Genomic DNA, 16,471 nt, shown 5'->3' on the forward strand with positions numbered 1-16,471 from the left:
TTTGCTCCAAGTTTGGAGGGCCTTGCGGACCCTCCGGCTCTATTTTCACCGGGTTCAAGAGACCCCGATGTCGGGTCCGCTACGGGTCCGTCCAAGTCATCCCGGGGTCAGCATGTGCCACCCGCTAGAATTCTTATTCTTTCCCGTCTCAGGCAGGACTTATGGAAGGGAGATCCCAACCGCCCACCGTCTCGGACGATGCGCAACGGGGCACGACCGAATCGCACCCTGCTACAGGACGGGACAGATAACCGCTTCGCCGTCCGATGCCAAGGGGGCGCAAAGCAATTTCCGTGCCAAGCCTTGGGCCGCCGCCCTTACGGCAAAAGGCCCCGCGCGGGGCGGGGCCTTTCGGGAAGCTTCGATCCGGTCGGATCAGGCGGCGCCGGTGGCCGAAGCCAGATCGACGCTGACGCCCGGACCCATGGTCGAGGACAGCGAGACCTTCTTCAGATAGGCACCCTTGGCGCCCGACGGCTTCGCCTTGTTGACCGCGTCGACGATGGCGCGGACGTTTTCGACCAGTTTGCCTTCGTCGAACGAGACCTTGCCGATACCGGCGTGGATGATCCCGGCCTTTTCAACTTTGAACTGGACTTCACCGCCCTTGGCGTTGGCAACGGCCGTCGCCACGTCCATGGTCACGGTGCCGACCTTCGGGTTCGGCATCAGGTTGCGCGGACCCAGGATCTTGCCCAGACGGCCGACGATCGGCATCATGTCCGGCGTCGCGATGCAGCGATCGAATTCGATCGTGCCCGACTGGATGGTCTGCATCAGGTCTTCGTCACCGACGATGTCGGCGCCAGCTTCGCGGGCCTCATCGGCCTTCGCGCCACGGGCGAAGACGGCGACGCGGACGGTCTTGCCGGTGCCGTTCGGCAGCGAGACGACGCCGCGGACCATCTGGTCGGCGTGACGGGGGTCGACGCCGAGATTGATCGCGACTTCGATGGTTTCGTCGAACTTGGCCGAGGCAGCGCCTTTAACCAGCTTCACCGCGTCTTCGACGGTGACGTTGGCCGTGCTGCCGAAGGCTTCGCGGGCGGTGCGGGTACGTTTACCGAGCTTGGCCATGATTTACCCCTTCACCTCGATACCGCACGACTTTGCCGAGCCGAGGATGATCTGCATCGCGCCTTCGACGTCGTTGGCGTTCAGGTCTTTCATCTTCGCTTCGGCGATCTCGCGCACCTGCTTGACAGTCACGGTGCCGGCGGTTTCACGGCCCGGCTTGACCGAACCACGGGCGCGGTTGCGCTTGCCGACGGGCTTCAGGCCAGCGGCTTTCTTCAGGTACCACGACGCAGGCGGGGTCTTCAGCTCCATGCTGAACGACTTGTCCTGGTAGTAGGTGATCACCACCGGAACCGGCGCGCCGGGTTCCATGTCCGCCGACTTCGCGTTGAAGTCTTTGCAGAACTGCATGATGTTGATGCCGCGCTGACCCAGGGCAGGGCCCACGGGCGGCGAGGGGTTGGCCTGACCGGCCTTAACTTGCAGCTTCAGCTGCCCGATGACTTTCTTGGCCATGTGGCCGCTCCTTTCTCACAACGCCCCGGCCCGGACTGCCCGGCGGGGCCTGCTTAGTGGTCCGGGTGGCCCGAAAGCCGCCCTCCCACGGTGATCACTCAGGCGCCCTTGGTCACCTGCGTGAATTCCAGTTCCACCGGCGTCGGGCGGCCGAAGATCGAGACCATGACCTTCAGGCGGCCATTGTCGTCGTCGACTTCCTCGACCATGCCGGAGAATCCGTCGAACGGGCCGTCCGACACCTTGACCTGCTCGCCCACTTCGAAGCGGATCAGGTTGCGCGGTGCGGCTTCGCCTTCTTCGACGCGGTTCAGGATCAGGTTCACTTCCTCGTCGCGCATCGGGCTCGGCTTGCCGTGCTGGCCGAGGAACCCGGTCACACGGTTGATCGAGCTCACCAGATGCTGCGTGCGGGGCGTCAGTTCCATGCGTACCAGCACATAGCCGGGCATGAAGCGACGCTCCGAGGTGACCTTCTTGCCGCGGCGAACTTCGATGACCTCTTCGGTCGGAACCAGAACTTCTTCGATCTGGTCCTCGAGCGCCGCCTCGGTGGCGGCCTGGCGGATCGCTTCGGCGACCTTCTTCTCGAAGTTCGAGAGAACGCTCACCGAGTACCAACGCTTGGCCATGCCATTTCCCCGTCTCTGACGGCCTTGCCGTCGCGAAAATCGTTTCAGGTCAAGCGATTGAAGGCTGCCGGACCCTGTGCGCCCCGCAGATAAAAAATGTGCGCACCGAATCGGTGCGCGCCTATCTGCCGGAATGTGTTGCTGCCTTTAACGTCAGCGGGGGCGAGATTCAAGCGCAATTGAGGGTCTTGTCCCGCTTTGAGCGTCCTGCGCGGCCCTGTTTTCAAGGCCATCGCAGCCCCGAGGGGCGCGCCGGATGCCTTAGCTCACGAAGCCCAGGATCGCGCCGAGCCCGGTGCGGATCAGCAGGTCCACAAGGAAGAAGAACACCGCCGTCAGCCCGGTCAGCACCAGCACCATGACCGTGCTCACGCCGACTTCGCGCCGCGTCGGCCACGACACTTTCGCGGTCTCAGAGCGCACCTGCTGGAGGAACGTCAACGGGTTGGTCCGGGCCATGGAAACTACCTCTGGGCACAAGAATCGACCGCAGGTCTGCGGCACCGCGCCGAGATACGCCCGCCCTTGCCACGTTTCAACCCGTCGGGTCCGACAGCGGCGGAGCGGCGCTCAGGAAGCCGGACTTGATGTCGTTTTTGCAACACAAGGGGGTCAACGGCTGAGGAAAGCGGTTTTTCCGGTCGGGCGCAAGGGCGCCCGGCGATGCATATCATTGGGGGGAGGGCGGTTGCGTCCGATGTCGCGTCGACGCGTTCCGTTCGGGCCTGGCAGGGGCAGAGGGACTCGAACCCCCGACCCTCGGTTTTGGAGACCGATGCTCTACCAACTGAGCTATACCCCTAGGCCTGCGGCGGGGGATACGGGCTGCGCGGGCGGAAATCAAGAGGGGTTTTGCAGGCTTTCGACAACGGGCGCTATTCCCGGTGCGCAGCGACCGTGTCTCGCGCGTCGGCGCCCTTGGTTCGCTTTGCGGGGGTCCGTTGTTTCGCCGGGATTCAGCGGCTTGCCGACGCTGGCGGTCATCTGCTCAGGGATGTGGCGAGGCGCGTCTGTTATTAGGGCTCTCAGGAGAGTGCTTCACCTGAGAGCCGGGTGCGCCTTCGGTCGAGTCCTTACTCGTCGAGGGTGCGGGGCTGTGGTGTCACCCGCCTGAGCGAGTGACGCGTGGGGCCGTACTGACACTCCTGTAGCGCGGGGCCAAGTCAGCGTTTTGCGACAGCCCTCCGATACCGGCGCCCACATCTATATATGTCTGCCGCATCCTGTTCGTGACTGAGCGCAGCAGACGAGGCGCGATGAGGGCATGCGCTATCGTAGGATTGGTGAGAGAAGCTCGGGTTCGATCACCAGATTGCGTACGCCGTGGGCGTGGTCTTCGTTGAATACGTTCCCCGCGAACCAGGCGTCCAGCGACGCTATCGAGACGCGCATCACCTGCGGCCGGACGCTCCACGTCACCTGATAGGGCGAGCCGATCTCGTTATAGCCGGGGCCCGTGGTCGAGCCCTGATAGACGACCGGCATCCCCATTGTCATCGGCAGGTTCGGTGCCTGTGCGTAACCGTCGATCGACGACAGCGCGGCCAGCGTGGTGAAGCGCGCGGCGCTGTCGTCATTGACCACGACCATGATCTGCGCTTCGACCCGAAGCTGGGGGTTGCCGGTTTCGTCGTCCAGACACGCGCCCAGTGTCGCACCGGGGCGCACATCGGCGGTGGTGTAGACGAAATGCACTTCAATCGTGTCGCCGGGTTCGATCGAGCCGTGTTCGGTGGCGCCTACCGGGCGATGATAAGGCGTAAGCTCTTCCGGGGTCAGTCGACCGACATAGGCGAAACCGGTTCCGTAACCTTCCCCGTCGCCATTGCCGATATAAAGGGTGAAATCGCCGCCGCGGTGCTCTGCGCCTTCATGCAGGTGGATGTTGCACAGATTCATCCGCGTGTGGTGCGGGGCGGTGGCGAAGACCCGGGCATTGGCGCCGAAAGCCCTGTCGATGTCGCGCGGAGATTGCGGGCCGAAGCCCACACCGATTGAGGAATGGTAAAGCGCCGCACGCTGCGCGGCGATGATGTCGTCGGATACCGGGCCCCCATGGCCGCCCCCATGGCCCGCCGGTGCTGTGGGTGCGGCGGCGTGGCTGTCTTGCGTGCTGTTCTGCACCGGGGCCGCAGTATGAGTGACCGACGCTGCGGCGTGAGTGTCTGTTCCGTGACCGGCGGCCTGCGAATCGCCGTGCGTGTCGCCATGAGATTGCGCCTGTGCCGCGAGAGCAAAGGTCAGCAGGGCGAGCGAGATCGTCGAAGCCGCGAGTTCCTTCATAGGCAAGTATATCCTGACACGGGTTGAACATTCCCGCGCCGGACGCACGGGTGCGGGCATGATGCGGGCCGTCCGATCCGCGATCAAGTCGCCAGAATCTTAATAATACAGAGCATTTTCAGATATTTGCGTGCATTGCCGCGCGTGGACTTCGTGCAGACGGCGCCCCGGCCGGCGGCTCGCCATCGCGGTTCCCGGTCCATGTGAAAATCTGATTAAATCAGTCAACTTATTGATTTACCTGGATTTCTCTTGCGCTCCGTCGCGTGCGCCCCTATCTAACGCCTCAGCGGATGGAACGGGTTCCAGCCAGCCAGCCAAGCGGGGCGCAGAGCCTCTGCTAGCCAGCACCGCCAGACACCCCGTTTCTTCTCGCCGCGTCCCGACAGGCAGCCGTCACGCCACCCATCGGGCCCGAGGCGAATCGCGAGGGCCTGCGCTTCCGGGCGTCGTCCGATCCGCCCGTTCAGGCGTCCGACGCCGTGAAACATTCCCCAAGACGCAACTTTCCAACGGTTTTCCGCCCGCCGGGCTTGCCTTGAGGGCGTGGCTCCCGTATAGGGCCGCATCCTGCGGATTCCGGCGACGGAATCAGCGGGTTTGTCATTGACTCCACCGGGCAAAGGGTCACCCCGAAAGGGCCCTCTGGTGATGTTGAAAAAGGAGCAGGCGCATGACCGCCGCTGAACTGACCGGCAAATCGCCGGAAGAGCTGCGTGAGCAGCTCGTTTCGCTGAAGAAAGAGGCCTTCAATCTTCGTTTCCAGAAGGCCACCAATCAGCTGGAAAACACTGCCCGCATCCGCGCCGTCCGTCGCGACGTCGCCCGTGTGCAGACGATTCTGAACCAGAAAGCCGCTGAAGCGGCGGCGAACTGAGGATAACGAGACATGCCCAAACGCATCCTGCAAGGCACCGTGACCTCGGACACCAACGAGCAGACGATCACCGTCCTCGTCGAGCGTCGCTTCACGCACCCCGTCATGAAAAAAACCGTGCGGTCTTCAAAGAAGTACCGCGCGCATGACGCGAACAACCAATTCAAGGTCGGTGACACCGTTCGCATTGAAGAATGCGCGCCGATCTCGAAGTCGAAGCGCTGGCGCGTCGTGACCGAGGCTGACGCCTGAAACACCACTCGCCAGGGTTCTACGAAACCCTGGGGATAACCCCCAAAGGTCGGGAGACTTTCCATGATCCAGATGCAGACCAATCTGGATGTTGCTGACAACTCCGGCGCTCGCCGGGTGCAGTGCATCAAGGTTCTGGGCGGCTCGCATCGCCGCTATGCTTCTGTGGGCGACATCATCGTGGTGTCGGTCAAAGAAGCCATTCCGAAAGGCCGCGTGAAAAAGGGTGACGTCCGCAAGGCCGTCGTCGTGCGCACCGCCAAGGAAGTTCGCCGCGAAGATGGTACCGCCATCCGCTTTGACCGCAACGCCGCCGTCATCCTGAACAACCAGGGTGAGCCGGTCGGGACCCGTATCTTCGGCCCGGTCGTTCGCGAGCTGCGCTCGAAGAACTTCATGAAGATCATTTCGCTTGCGCCGGAGGTGCTCTGATGGCTGCGAAACTGAAGAAGGGCGACAAGGTCGTCGTTCTTGCCGGCAAGGATAAGGGCAAGCAGGGTGAGATCACCACTGTGATGCCGAAAGACGGCAAGGCCATTGTCGACGGCGTCAACATCGCCATCCGCCACACCCGTCAAAGCCAGGAAAACCAGGGCGGCCGTCTTCCGGTTGCGAAGCCGATCGACCTGTCGAACCTGGCGCTGGTGGACGCAAACGGCAAAGCCACCCGCGTCGGCTTCCGCGAGGAAGACGGCAAGAAGGTGCGTTTCGCCAAGACCACGGGAGACGTGATCTGATGCTCGACGCAGCCACTTACACCCCGCGTTTCAAGGCCGACTACAAGGACCGCATCCGTGCGGCCCTGAAAGAAGAGTTCGGCTACAAGAACGACATGATGATCCCGCGTCTGGACAAGATCGTCCTGAACATGGGCGTCGGCGATGCGGTCAAGGACACCAAGAAGGTGAAATCGGCGCAGGCCGACCTGACCCTGATCGCCGGCCAGCAGGCCGTGATCACCAAGGCGAAGAACTCGATCGCCGGCTTCCGCGTTCGCGAGGAAATGCCGCTCGGTACCAAGGTCACGCTGCGCGGCGACCGGATGTACGAGTTCTTCGAGCGCCTTATCGTCATCGCGCTGCCCCGCGTCCGCGACTTTCGTGGCGTCAAGGGTGACTCGTTCGACGGCCGTGGCAACTACGCCATGGGCATGAAGGAGCACATCGTCTTCCCGGAAATCGACTTCGACAAGGTCGACGACGTTCTGGGCATGGACATCATCATCTGCACCACCGCGAACACCGACGCGGAAGCCAAGGCATTGTTGAAGCACTTCAACATGCCGTTCATGGCCTGACGCGGAAGGAGAGAGAAACATGGCTAAAAAATCCATGGTCGAACGCGAGAAGAAGCGTCAGAAGCTGGTGCAGCAATACGCCGCCAAGCGTGCCGCTCTGAAGGAAGTCGCCACCGACCCGAATGCCTCGATGGAAGATCGCTTCAAGGCGAACCTGAAGCTGGCTGAACTGCCGCGCAACTCGTCGGCCACCCGGCTGCACAACCGTTGCCAGCTGACCGGTCGTCCGAAGGCGTATTACCGTAAACTGCAACTGTCGCGTATCATGCTGCGGGAACTGGGGTCGAACGGCCACATTCCGGGCATGGTCAAGTCGAGCTGGTAAGGGGGAGCGCACATGTCTATGAACGATCCTCTCGGCGATATGCTGACCCGCATTCGCAACGCCCAGCTGCGCGGCAAGTCGACCGTCCGCACCCCGGCTTCCAAGCTTCGCGCTTGGGTTCTCGATGTGCTGGCCGACGAAGGCTACATCCGCGGTTACGAACACGCGACTTCGGTCGAGGGCCATCCTGAGCTGGAAATCCAGCTCAAGTATGCCTCGGGCGAGCCTGCGATCCGCGAGCTGAAGCGCATCTCCACCCCTGGCCGCCGCGTCTATGCCGGCGCCAAGGAAATCCCGTCGGTCCGCAACGGCCTTGGCGTCTCGGTGGTTTCGACCCCGAAGGGCGTCATGTCGGATGCGAACGCACGCGCTGCCAATGTCGGCGGCGAAGTGCTCTGCCGCGTGTTCTGAGGAGGGCATCATGTCTCGTATCGGCAAGAAGCCAGTCGCCGTGCCTTCGGGCGCAACCGCGACGATCTCCGGTCAGACGGTGAGCGTGAAGGGTCCGAAAGGCACCCTGACCTTCACCGCGACCGACGATGTGACGATCACCCAGGAAGACGGTGCGATCAAGGTGACCCCGCGCGGCACCTCGAAGCGTGCCCGTCAGCAATGGGGGATGACCCGCTCGATGGTCGAGAACCTGACCATCGGTGTTACCGACGGGTTCAAGAAGGAACTGGAACTGCAGGGTGTGGGTTACCGCGCCGCGATGCAGGGCAAGGACCTGAAGCTCTCGCTGGGCTACAGCCACGAAGTCATCTTCGAGGTTCCGCAGGGCATCACCGTCACCGTTCCGAAACCGACCGAAGTCGTGATCGAAGGCATCGATCAGCAGCAGGTTGGCCAGGTCGCCGCGAATATTCGCGAGTGGCGTGCGCCCGAGCCCTACAAGGGCAAAGGCATTCGCTACAAGGGTGAGTACATCTTCCGCAAGGAAGGCAAGAAGAAGTAAGGACGCGACAGATGGCGAACAAAAAGCTCAAGCTGTTCCAGAAGCGTCGCCAACGCGTCCGGAACAAACTGCGGAAAACCGCCAATGGCCGCCTTCGGCTGTCGGTGCACCGCTCGAACAAGAACATCAGCGTCCAGCTGATCGACGATGCCAAGGGGACCACGGTCGCCGCAGCGTCGACGCTGGAAAAAGAGCTGGGTGTCGTCGGTGTGAACAACATCGACGCCGCGACCAAGGTTGGCGCCAAGATTGCCGAGCGCGCGAAAGCGGCCGGCGTCGAGGAATGCTACTTTGACCGTGGTGGCTTCCTGTTCCACGGGAAGATCAAGGCCCTGGCCGATGCCGCCCGCGAAGGTGGCCTGAAGTTCTGATGTTTGCAGGCGGCACGGGTGTTTCCGTGCCGCCTCGATGATCCAGGGCCCCGCCTTTGCGCGGGGCCACTGCGATCGGATCCCACCGGCGCCGCCAAGCCGCGCCACCACGAAAGGATGCCAATCCATGGCAGAACGTGATAACCGCCGGAGCCGTCGTGACGATCGCGACGAAAATCCGGAATTCGCCGATCGTCTCGTAGCGATCAACCGCGTCTCGAAGACCGTCAAGGGTGGTAAGCGCTTCGGCTTCGCCGCGCTCGTCGTCGTCGGCGACCAGAAAGGCCGCGTCGGCTTCGGCAAAGGCAAGGCGAAAGAGGTCCCCGAGGCCGTTCGCAAAGCCACCGAACAAGCCAAGCGCAACATGATCCGCGTCCCGCTGCGCGACGGTCGCACGCTGCACCACGACATCGAAGGCCGCCACGGCGCCGGTAAAGTCGTGATGCGGACCGCCGTTGCCGGTACCGGGATCATCGCGGGCGGCCCGATGCGCGCCGTGTTCGAGATGCTGGGCCTGCAGGACGTCGTTGCGAAATCGCTCGGCTCGCAGAACCCGTACAACATGATCCGCGCCACGATGGACGGCCTGAAAAAGCAGGTCAGCCCGCGTCAGGTCGCACAGCGTCGCAGCAAGAAGGTCGCCGACATCCTCCGCAAGGACGATGCCCCGGCCTCGGCCGAAGCGTAAGGAGAGACGGACATGGCTACCATCGTCGTCAAGCAGATCGGCTCGCCGATCCGTCGCCCCGCCAAGCAGCGCGAAACGCTGAAGGGCCTGGGTCTGAACAAGATGCACCGCACCCGCGAGCTCGAGGATACCCCCTCGGTGCGCGGCATGGTGAACTCGATCCCGCACCTCGTGGCGATCGTCGAAGAAAAAGCCTGAACCCGACGTTCAGCGCAGATTGAAGGGCGGGGTTCTCCCCGCCCTTTTTTCATGCGCCCAGCCGATCGCCCGGCTCGCGCTTGCCTCTTCGCAAGTTGATCGCCCGCCCCTTCCGCCATGCCTGTCCTCCGGCTACCCCTTGGCCTCGCAACCCGACGAGAGAGCCGATGCGGAAAGCGATTCTCAGCCTGGCGATGATCCTGGCCGCCGGTACGGCGCATGCCGATTTCTGCGATTACCGGCTGTCGCAGTTTCTGACCCGAAATGCCTCGCCCGCCGTCAATGCCGCAACCGAAGCCGCGCGCAACGAAACCGGCACCGGCGACGCGATGCTCTATATTCTTGTCGATCCCCGCACCGGACGCGCCCATGTCGGCGCCACAGAGCCCGGCGATGCCGAGGTTGATAGCGGCGGCCTGCTGGCCAGCACCGCGCGGCTGCTGGGCTCGGCGGTGGCTTTGGTGGGGCGCGACAGCCCTCTGCTGTCGGTGGGCAGCGCGACGGTTTCTCTGGGGGCCGAGGCGTTCTGTCGCTTCGGTGACGAGCGGATCACCGAGTATGACGATGTGCTCGACATCTTGCGCACCGTCGATCTGACCATGCCGCCCGATCTGTTCGCCGTGGTCGAGCCGGGGCTTGAAGAGCACGACGCATTCATCCGCCTCAGCCGCAACGACGGTTTCGATCTGAGCGAGTACCGCGTGGATGAGCTCTACATCCTCAACGGTCGGCTGATGCACCGGCAATGGGGCGTGAACGAGGTGGTGGGCGACATCGCCATCTTCATGCCCTGACGCCGCAACCGCACGGCATCGTTGCAATCGCGACGACGCCCCTTGCCCCCGCGCGCCCCCTGCGCCACTTTGCGCCCAAGCCAGGGAGGGCCACCATGCTCGACATCGCCGATTTCGATCTCAACGCCATCGGGATGGATTACATCCGCAACCCCTATCCGGTGCTGCACAAGCTGCGCAGTGAAAGCCCGGTGCACCGCAACGCCGATGGTTCGGTCTTCCTGACCCGCCATGCCGATGTGCTGAAGGTCTACCAGTCGCGCGCCATGCTGTCCAACAAGACCGAGGAATTCGGCAAGAAGTTTGGCGAATGCCCGCTGAAGACTCACCACACGACCAGCCTCGTCTTCAACGATCCGCCCTATCATACCGTGGTGCGCAAGCTGCTCGCCTCGGCCTTCACGCCGCGCAAGCTACAGGTGTTCGAGGGGCTGATCGAAGGGATCGTCGACCGGCTGCTCGACACTGTCGAGGAAAAGGGCGAGCTGGACCTGATCGACGACTTCGCCAAGGTCCTGCCGACCGAGATCATCAGCTTCATGCTGGGCATTCCGCCCGAATACCGCCAGAAGCTGCGCGGCTATTCGCTGGCGATCCTTGGGGCGCTGGACCCGGTTGTTCCGCCCGAGCGGCTGAAGGCAGGCAACGAGGCCGTCACCGAATTCACCGAGATCCTGACCGACATCATCGACCACCGCCGCCGCAACCGCGAGGGCGCGATGGAGGGCGAGGTTCTTGAAAGCCTGATCTTCGGCGAGATCGACGGGCGCAAACTGACCGATGAAGAGCTGATGCAGAACTGCATCTTCCTGCTCAATGCCGGGCACGAAACCACCACCAGCCTTGTTGGGAACTCGGTCGGCATTCTGTTGAACAACCCCGATCAGCACCGGCGCCTGCTGGACGATCCCGACCTGATCACCACGGCGGTCGAGGAGTTCCTGCGCTTTGAGAGCCCGCTGCAGCAGGGCAACCGCACGGCGGGCGAAGAGATCGATCTGGGCGACGTGGTGCTGCCCGAGGGGACCTATATTCACACCTCTATCGCGGCGGCGAACCGGGATCCGGCGGTGTTCGACGATCCCGACCGTGTGGATCTGGGGCGCAAGCCCAACAAGCATCTCGCCTTCGCGACCGGGATCCATATCTGCCTCGGCGCGACGCTGGCCCGGGTCGAGGGGCGCATTGCCATCGGCGGGCTGGTGAAGCGCTTCCCCAAGCTGGCCGCCAATGGCGAGGCGCGGATGGTCCCGCTGGCGCGCTTCCGGGGGTATGAAAGCCTGCCGGTGCGGGTGCGCTGACGGGCAGGGGCGAAAGCCCCGGCCATTGGGGGCATCGGGCCAGCGACCATTGACGCTGGCCGCCCGAACCTGTCAGCATGCCGCGACGCAGCGATTTCGAGGCGACCCCAATGCCCCCCTTCAGCGATTTTCTGGGCGATATCGGCCTGACCATGCTGGCGATCTCGCTGGCCGGGGCGCTGGGGCTTCTGTTCGGGCGGCTCAAGCTGTGGGGTGTCGGGCTGGGCATCGGCGGCGTGCTGTTCGCGGGGATCCTGCTGGGGGATCTGCTGGCGCGCACGGGCATCGCGCTCAGCGCCGAGATGCTGGAATTCATCCGCGAATTCGGCTTGATCCTGTTCGTCTTTACCATCGGCATTCAGGTCGGGCCGGGTTTCTTCGCCTCACTGCGCACCGCAGGCCTGCGCTTCAATGTCGCGGCGGCGGCCATCGTGGGGCTTGGCGTGGCGGTGACGCTGCTGATCCATCTGCTCTTTGCGGTGCCCGTCCCGGCGCTGGTCGGGCTGATGTCGGGCGCGGTGACCAACACGCCCGGTCTGGGCGCGGCGGTGCAGGCGCTGGCCGATGCGGGGGCCTCCGCGGAACAGGTCGCGACGCCGCCCCTTGGCTATGCCGTCGCCTATCCTTTCGGGATCGTCGGCATTTTGGTGTCGATGCTGCTGGTGCGCGTGGTCACACGCTCGTCGATCGAGGCCGCAGCGGACGCCTACGAGGCCGACCGGCGACAGGGCACGACGCTGCCCAGCCTCAACATCGTGCTGCGCAACGCGAATTTCGACGGGCTGCCGCTATCGTCAGTGCCGGGGCTGTTCGATGCGGGCGTCGTCGCCTCGCGGATGCGCAAGGGCGACGCGCTGATTGTGCCCCGGCGCGAGACGGTTATCGCGCTGGGGGACATGCTTCACCTCGTCGGACCCGGGGACAAGGTCCGCACCCTGCAGCGCGTCCTTGGCCAGAGCGTGGACGAGCCCCTGTCGACCAAGGGCACGGCGCTGCGCTGGGCGCGCATGGTGGTGACCGAGCGCCGCGTTCTGGGCCACCGCCTGCGGGCGCTGGCGCTGACCGAAAGCTATGGCGTTACCGTCAGCCGCATCCTGCGCGCAGGTGTCGAATTGCCGGTCGAAGCCGACAGCACGCTTGAATACGGCGACATCGTCACGGCGGTGGGACCGGCCGAGGCGCTGGACACCGTGCGCGGCGTTCTTGGCGATCAGCGCAAGCGGCTGGACGAGGTCGATTTCCCCGGACTGTTCGTCGGCATCGCGCTGGGCGTGTTGCTGGGCGCAATCCCGCTGGCGCTGCCTGGGCTGCCCGCGCCGCTGAAGCTGGGTCTTGCGGGCGGCCCGCTGGTGGCGGCCATCGTGCTGGGTCGGCTGGGGCATTGGGGGCCGTTCATGTGGGCCATGCCGCCGGTCGCGAACCGCGCGCTGCGGGAATTCGGCATCGTACTGTTTCTGGCCGTGGTGGGGCTCAAGGCGGGGGATCGCTTTCTCGAGACACTGATCCATGGGGCAGGGCTGGCATGGCTGGGCTATGGCATCGCCATCACGCTGATCCCGCTTGTGGTCGTGGGGCTGACCGCGCGGCTGGTCTTCGGCTTTAACTATCTGTCGCTTTGCGGCGTGCTGGCCGGTTCGATGACCGACCCGCCCGCGCTGGCCTTCGCCAATGCGCAAAGCGACTCGCCGGCGGCGTCGGTTGCCTATGCCTCGGTCTATCCGCTGGTCATGGGGTTGCGCATCTTCGCCCCGCAGGTGCTGGTCTTGCTGCTGCTCTAGGCCATGCATGGCAGCCCCCACTTGAACGCGCGCGCCAACCCGTCTATACGCGCCCCGGTCGGCAACCCGCCGATTCACGAAACGTCACGCCGAGTTGCCCCTTTCCGTCGCAGGCGGGGTATTCCGGCACAGGAGATGCGACAATGAAACTGAACGAACTTCGCGACAATCCCGGCGCCACCAAGACCAAGAAGCGCGTTGCGCGCGGTCCCGGCTCGGGCAAGGGCAAGACCGCTGGCCGTGGTATCAAGGGTCAGAAGTCGCGCTCGGGCGTGGCCATCAACGCCTATGAAGGCGGTCAGATGCCGCTGTATCGCCGCCTGCCGAAGCGCGGCTTCACCAAGCCGAACCGCAAGGAATGGGCTGTGACGAACCTCGGCGCCATCGCCAAGTTCATCGAAGCCGGCAAGATCGACGCCAAAGCCGAGATCAACGAGGACGTGCTGGTCGCTTCGGGCCTCGTGCGCCGCAAGCTCGACGGCATCCGCGTGCTGGGCAAGGGTGAGCTGACCCAGAAGGTCACGATCACCGTGTCGGGCGCCTCGAAATCGGCCATCGAAGCCGTCGAGAAAGCCGGCGGTTCGCTGAAGACCACCGTGGCGGCGGTCGAAACGGCCGAATAAGGTGTTGTGGGGGCGGGCTTCGCCCCTTACATCTTCACCATGGGTTTTGCTGCGCCGCCGACCGGAACCCGGGCCGGCGGCGCTGTCATGAAAGAGACGGGAACATGGCTTCTGCTGCAGAGCAAATGGCGGCTAACACTTCGTGGGCCACGCTCGCCAAGGCGAAGGACCTCCGCCAACGTATCCTCTTCGCGATCGGTCTGCTGATCGTCTATCGTCTGGGGACCTATATTCCGGTCCCCGGCATCGACGGCGCTTCGCTGCGCGAGTTCATGACCGAGGCGGCGGCAGGGATCGGGGGCATGCTCAACATGTTCACCGGCGGCGCCATCGCCCGGATGGGGATCTTCGCACTGGGCATCATGCCCTATATCTCGGCCTCGATCATCGTGCAGCTTGTCGCGGCGATGTACGGCCCGTGGCAACAGCTGCGCAAGGAAGGCGAGCTGGGGCGGCGGAAGCTGAACCAGTACACGCGCTACGGCACGGTGTTTCTGGCGCTGGTGCAGAGCTATGGTCTGGCCATCTCGCTGGAAGCGGGCGACCTGGTGACCGATCCGGGCTGGTTCTTCCGCATTTCGACCGTGATCACGCTGGTGGGCGGCACGCTGTTCCTGATGTGGCTGGGCGAGCAGATCACCGCGCGCGGCATCGGTAACGGCGTCTCGCTGATCATCTTCGTCGGCATCATCGCCGAAGTTCCCGCGCAGCTCGCGCAGTTCCTCAGCCAGGGCCGGACCGGCACGATCTCGTGGGCGGTGATTATCGGCATCATGGCGATGATGGTGGCGCTTGTGGCCTTCGTGGTGTTCATGGAGAGGGCGCTGAGGAAGGTGCATATCCAATATCCACGCCGTCAGGTGGGGATGAAGGTCTATGACGGCGGCTCGTCGCACCTGCCGATCAAGGTGAACCCGGCCAACGTGATCCCGGCCATCTTCGCCTCGTCGCTGCTGCTGCTGCCGACCACGCTGTCGACCTTCTCGGGGCAGTCGACCAACCCGATCATGGCGACGATCCTTGCCTATTTCGGGCCCGGTCAGCCGCTTTACCTGCTGTTCTTCACGGCGCTCATCGTGTTCTTCACGTTCTTCTACACGCTGAACGTGTCGTTCAAACCCGATGACGTGGCCGATAACCTGAAGAACCAGAACGGCTTCATTCCGGGCATCCGCCCCGGCAAACGGACCGAAGAATACCTGTATTACGTCGTGACCCGTCTCACCACTGTCGGTGCCATCTATCTGGCCGGCGTGGCGCTGATGCCCGAGATCCTGCGCTCGCAGCTCTCGATCCCGTTCTACTTCGGCGGCACCTCGGTGCTGATCGTCGTGGCGGTCACGCTGGACACGATGAGCCAGGTTCAGTCCCATCTCGTCGCTCATCAGTACGAAAGCCTGCTTGAGCGCTCGCAACTGCGCGGAAAGAACCGCGGCAAGAACCCGCGGAAAGGACCGGCTCTGCGATGAACATTATTCTTCTGGGCGCCCCGGGCGCAGGCAAGGGCACGCAGGCGCGCATTCTCGTCGAGGGTCGTGGCATGGTGCAACTCTCGACCGGGGACATGCTGCGTGCGGCGCGTTCGTCGGGCACCGAGATGGGCCAGAAGGTCGCGGCGATCATGGATGCGGGCCAGCTTGTCACCGACGAGATCGTCATCGGCCTGATCGCCGAGCAGATCGAAACGGTCGATGCCACCGGCTTCATCTTCGATGGCTTCCCCCGCACGCTGGCTCAGGCCGACGCGCTGGGCGATCTGCTGGACAAGAAGGGCCTGACGCTGGACGCCGTGGTGGAATTGCGCGTCGATGACGAGGCACTGGTGGATCGCATCACCGGCCGCTTCACCTGCGGCAATTGCGGTGAGGTCTATCATGACCGCACGAAGCCCACGAAGGTCGAAGGCACCTGCGATGTCTGCGGATCGCACGATCTCAAGCGCCGCGCCGACGACAACGAGGACAGCCTGCGCCAGCGCCTGATGGAATACTACAAGAAGACCTCGCCGCTGATCGGCTACTACCATTGCAAGGGCAACCTGAAAGTGGTGGACGGGCTGCAGGACATGGCCAAGGTCACGGCAGAGGTGGCGTCGGCTCTGGACGGCTGACACGGCTCACAGACACGGCCCACAGGCTGACATGACACGATACCGACCCCCTCCCGTGCCCGCGCGGGAGGGGGTCTTCGTTTCCGTGGGTTTCCTCCGGCTGCCGGTGGTGACGGCAATCCCGCCGCTTGGGCACCGAGCCTCTGGAAACGCCATGCCGGGTGCTCTATAGTCATCCCTCAAAGCGGATGCGTCGTTCGCAAGGGACGGGTGACCCCACGCAAAGCGCGCGGACAGCCGAAAAACGTCTTGACAGAACGCGCTGGCTCTTGACGGCCAGCCGAAAACCGCCTACCCGAAGCCCCTGACCGAGCAATCCGAGCCGTTCGCCGACTCGGATCGTTTTTTTGGCCCTGTTGTCATCAGACCCAAGGTCAACGGTCAGTTCGCTTGGCACGGCCCCGCAGGCTCGTGTTGTGAAAAAAGGTTCTGGGACTACGGAACCGCAACAGAA

22 protein-coding genes and 1 tRNA gene are annotated in these 16,471 nt (G+C 63.8%); 17 read left to right on the forward strand and 6 right to left on the reverse strand.

What is annotated here, in order from left to right:
- Positions 1–375: 375 nt before the first annotated feature.
- The 6 genes from rplA to JI664_RS21990 form a co-directional block, all read right to left on the reverse strand.
- The gene (gene rplA / locus JI664_RS21965) at positions 376–1,077 is read right to left on the reverse strand and encodes a 50S ribosomal protein L1 (RefSeq protein WP_207015936.1); all 702 of its coding nucleotides are present in this window, start codon (positions 1,075–1,077) and stop codon (positions 376–378) included.
- Positions 1,078–1,080: 3 nt separating this feature from the next.
- On the reverse strand, positions 1,081–1,533 hold the full coding sequence (gene rplK, locus JI664_RS21970) for a 50S ribosomal protein L11 (RefSeq protein ID WP_207015937.1): 453 nt from the start codon (positions 1,531–1,533) through the stop codon (positions 1,081–1,083).
- A 98-nt stretch (positions 1,534–1,631) separates the two neighbouring features.
- A complete protein-coding gene (gene nusG / locus JI664_RS21975; protein WP_207015938.1) occupies positions 1,632–2,165 on the reverse strand; it encodes a transcription termination/antitermination protein NusG in 534 nt (177 codons plus the stop codon).
- A 261-nt stretch (positions 2,166–2,426) separates the two neighbouring features.
- On the reverse strand, positions 2,427–2,624 hold the full coding sequence (secE, locus tag JI664_RS21980) for a preprotein translocase subunit SecE (RefSeq protein ID WP_207015939.1): 198 nt from the start codon (positions 2,622–2,624) through the stop codon (positions 2,427–2,429).
- A 267-nt stretch (positions 2,625–2,891) separates the two neighbouring features.
- A tRNA-Trp gene (locus JI664_RS21985) sits at positions 2,892–2,967 on the reverse strand.
- 467 nt (positions 2,968–3,434) lie between these two features.
- A complete protein-coding gene (locus tag JI664_RS21990) occupies positions 3,435–4,448 on the reverse strand; it encodes a delta-class carbonic anhydrase (protein WP_207015940.1) in 1,014 nt (337 codons plus the stop codon).
- 673 nt (positions 4,449–5,121) lie between these two features.
- On the opposite strand from JI664_RS21990, the gene rpmC reads away from it, so the two are divergent.
- The 17 genes from rpmC to JI664_RS22075 all read left to right on the forward strand — a co-directional run bounded on the left by rpmC (position 5,122) and on the right by JI664_RS22075 (position 16,017).
- Positions 5,122–5,325, forward strand: coding sequence for a 50S ribosomal protein L29 (gene rpmC / locus JI664_RS21995; RefSeq protein ID WP_109534106.1), 204 nt, complete (start codon positions 5,122–5,124; stop codon positions 5,323–5,325).
- 12 nt (positions 5,326–5,337) lie between these two features.
- Positions 5,338–5,577: a 30S ribosomal protein S17 gene (rpsQ, locus tag JI664_RS22000; RefSeq protein WP_207015941.1), complete on the forward strand. Its 240-nt coding sequence runs from the start codon at positions 5,338–5,340 to the stop codon at positions 5,575–5,577.
- Positions 5,578–5,640: 63 nt separating this feature from the next.
- The gene (rplN, locus tag JI664_RS22005; RefSeq protein ID WP_109534108.1) at positions 5,641–6,009 is read left to right on the forward strand and encodes a 50S ribosomal protein L14; all 369 of its coding nucleotides are present in this window, start codon (positions 5,641–5,643) and stop codon (positions 6,007–6,009) included.
- Positions 6,009–6,314, forward strand: coding sequence for a 50S ribosomal protein L24 (rplX, locus tag JI664_RS22010; protein ID WP_207015942.1), 306 nt, complete (start codon positions 6,009–6,011; stop codon positions 6,312–6,314). Before rplN ends, rplX begins: the two co-directional genes overlap by 1 nt.
- Entirely contained in the window at positions 6,314–6,874 is a 561-nt protein-coding gene (gene rplE / locus JI664_RS22015; protein ID WP_207015943.1) for a 50S ribosomal protein L5, read from the forward strand. Before rplX ends, rplE begins: the two co-directional genes overlap by 1 nt.
- Positions 6,875–6,893: 19 nt before the next feature.
- Complete coding sequence (gene rpsN, locus JI664_RS22020; RefSeq protein ID WP_109534111.1) at positions 6,894–7,199, forward strand: 30S ribosomal protein S14; 306 nt, start codon at positions 6,894–6,896, stop codon at positions 7,197–7,199.
- Between the two features lie 12 nt (positions 7,200–7,211).
- Entirely contained in the window at positions 7,212–7,610 is a 399-nt protein-coding gene (gene rpsH, locus JI664_RS22025; protein WP_207015944.1) for a 30S ribosomal protein S8, read from the forward strand.
- A gap of 10 nt (positions 7,611–7,620) precedes the next feature.
- Positions 7,621–8,154: a 50S ribosomal protein L6 gene (gene rplF / locus JI664_RS22030; protein WP_207015945.1), complete on the forward strand. Its 534-nt coding sequence runs from the start codon at positions 7,621–7,623 to the stop codon at positions 8,152–8,154.
- 11 nt (positions 8,155–8,165) lie between these two features.
- Positions 8,166–8,525: a 50S ribosomal protein L18 gene (gene rplR, locus JI664_RS22035; protein WP_207015946.1), complete on the forward strand. Its 360-nt coding sequence runs from the start codon at positions 8,166–8,168 to the stop codon at positions 8,523–8,525.
- 127 nt (positions 8,526–8,652) lie between these two features.
- Positions 8,653–9,213, forward strand: coding sequence for a 30S ribosomal protein S5 (gene rpsE / locus JI664_RS22040; RefSeq protein ID WP_109534114.1), 561 nt, complete (start codon positions 8,653–8,655; stop codon positions 9,211–9,213).
- A gap of 12 nt (positions 9,214–9,225) precedes the next feature.
- Complete coding sequence (gene rpmD / locus JI664_RS22045; protein WP_109534115.1) at positions 9,226–9,411, forward strand: 50S ribosomal protein L30; 186 nt, start codon at positions 9,226–9,228, stop codon at positions 9,409–9,411.
- Positions 9,412–9,578: 167 nt separating this feature from the next.
- Positions 9,579–10,205 (forward strand): hypothetical protein, encoded by a 627-nt coding sequence (locus tag JI664_RS22050; protein ID WP_207015947.1) that lies wholly within the window; start codon positions 9,579–9,581, stop codon positions 10,203–10,205.
- 95 nt (positions 10,206–10,300) lie between these two features.
- Positions 10,301–11,506: a cytochrome P450 gene (locus JI664_RS22055; protein ID WP_207015948.1), complete on the forward strand. Its 1,206-nt coding sequence runs from the start codon at positions 10,301–10,303 to the stop codon at positions 11,504–11,506.
- Positions 11,507–11,616: 110 nt separating this feature from the next.
- Positions 11,617–13,284: a putative transporter gene (locus tag JI664_RS22060; RefSeq protein ID WP_207015949.1), complete on the forward strand. Its 1,668-nt coding sequence runs from the start codon at positions 11,617–11,619 to the stop codon at positions 13,282–13,284.
- 143 nt (positions 13,285–13,427) lie between these two features.
- On the forward strand, positions 13,428–13,907 hold the full coding sequence (rplO, locus tag JI664_RS22065; protein ID WP_207015950.1) for a 50S ribosomal protein L15: 480 nt from the start codon (positions 13,428–13,430) through the stop codon (positions 13,905–13,907).
- Positions 13,908–14,011: 104 nt separating this feature from the next.
- A complete protein-coding gene (secY, locus tag JI664_RS22070; protein ID WP_207015951.1) occupies positions 14,012–15,376 on the forward strand; it encodes a preprotein translocase subunit SecY in 1,365 nt (454 codons plus the stop codon).
- Positions 15,373–16,017 carry an adenylate kinase gene (locus JI664_RS22075; RefSeq protein ID WP_207015952.1) on the forward strand — a complete coding sequence of 215 codons (645 nt, stop codon included), beginning with the start codon at positions 15,373–15,375 and terminating at the stop codon, positions 16,015–16,017. Before secY ends, JI664_RS22075 begins: the two co-directional genes overlap by 4 nt.
- Positions 16,018–16,471: the final 454 nt, after the last annotated feature.

Origin of the sequence: Rhodobacter sp. NTK016B (genome assembly GCF_017303295.1) — a bacterium.
Classification (GTDB): domain Bacteria; phylum Pseudomonadota; class Alphaproteobacteria; order Rhodobacterales; family Rhodobacteraceae; genus Pararhodobacter.

Excerpts from the sequence above, each read along its gene's own strand:
- rplE (WP_207015943.1), top strand. The coding sequence starts at position 6,314 with ATGCTCGACGCAGCCACTTACACCCCGCGTTTCAAGGCCGACTACAAG.
- JI664_RS22055 (WP_207015948.1), top strand. The coding sequence starts at position 10,301 with ATGCTCGACATCGCCGATTTCGATCTCAACGCCATCGGGATGGATTAC.
- rpmD (WP_109534115.1), top strand. The coding sequence starts at position 9,226 with ATGGCTACCATCGTCGTCAAGCAGATCGGCTCGCCGATCCGTCGCCCC.
- nusG (WP_207015938.1), bottom strand. The coding sequence starts at position 2,165 with ATGGCCAAGCGTTGGTACTCGGTGAGCGTTCTCTCGAACTTCGAGAAG.
- rplO (WP_207015950.1), top strand. The coding sequence starts at position 13,428 with ATGAAACTGAACGAACTTCGCGACAATCCCGGCGCCACCAAGACCAAG.
- rplX (WP_207015942.1), top strand. The coding sequence starts at position 6,009 with ATGGCTGCGAAACTGAAGAAGGGCGACAAGGTCGTCGTTCTTGCCGGC.
- rpsN (WP_109534111.1), top strand. The coding sequence starts at position 6,894 with ATGGCTAAAAAATCCATGGTCGAACGCGAGAAGAAGCGTCAGAAGCTG.
- JI664_RS22060 (WP_207015949.1), top strand. The coding sequence starts at position 11,617 with ATGCCCCCCTTCAGCGATTTTCTGGGCGATATCGGCCTGACCATGCTG.
- rplF (WP_207015945.1), top strand. The coding sequence starts at position 7,621 with ATGTCTCGTATCGGCAAGAAGCCAGTCGCCGTGCCTTCGGGCGCAACC.
- JI664_RS21990 (WP_207015940.1), bottom strand. The coding sequence starts at position 4,448 with ATGAAGGAACTCGCGGCTTCGACGATCTCGCTCGCCCTGCTGACCTTT.
- rpsQ (WP_207015941.1), top strand. The coding sequence starts at position 5,338 with ATGCCCAAACGCATCCTGCAAGGCACCGTGACCTCGGACACCAACGAG.
- JI664_RS22050 (WP_207015947.1), top strand. The coding sequence starts at position 9,579 with ATGCGGAAAGCGATTCTCAGCCTGGCGATGATCCTGGCCGCCGGTACG.
- secE (WP_207015939.1), bottom strand. The coding sequence starts at position 2,624 with ATGGCCCGGACCAACCCGTTGACGTTCCTCCAGCAGGTGCGCTCTGAG.
- rpmC (WP_109534106.1), top strand. The coding sequence starts at position 5,122 with ATGACCGCCGCTGAACTGACCGGCAAATCGCCGGAAGAGCTGCGTGAG.
- rplA (WP_207015936.1), bottom strand. The coding sequence starts at position 1,077 with ATGGCCAAGCTCGGTAAACGTACCCGCACCGCCCGCGAAGCCTTCGGC.
- rplR (WP_207015946.1), top strand. The coding sequence starts at position 8,166 with ATGGCGAACAAAAAGCTCAAGCTGTTCCAGAAGCGTCGCCAACGCGTC.
- rpsH (WP_207015944.1), top strand. The coding sequence starts at position 7,212 with ATGTCTATGAACGATCCTCTCGGCGATATGCTGACCCGCATTCGCAAC.
- rpsE (WP_109534114.1), top strand. The coding sequence starts at position 8,653 with ATGGCAGAACGTGATAACCGCCGGAGCCGTCGTGACGATCGCGACGAA.
- rplK (WP_207015937.1), bottom strand. The coding sequence starts at position 1,533 with ATGGCCAAGAAAGTCATCGGGCAGCTGAAGCTGCAAGTTAAGGCCGGT.
- rplN (WP_109534108.1), top strand. The coding sequence starts at position 5,641 with ATGATCCAGATGCAGACCAATCTGGATGTTGCTGACAACTCCGGCGCT.
- JI664_RS22075 (WP_207015952.1), top strand. The coding sequence starts at position 15,373 with ATGAACATTATTCTTCTGGGCGCCCCGGGCGCAGGCAAGGGCACGCAG.
- secY (WP_207015951.1), top strand. The coding sequence starts at position 14,012 with ATGGCTTCTGCTGCAGAGCAAATGGCGGCTAACACTTCGTGGGCCACG.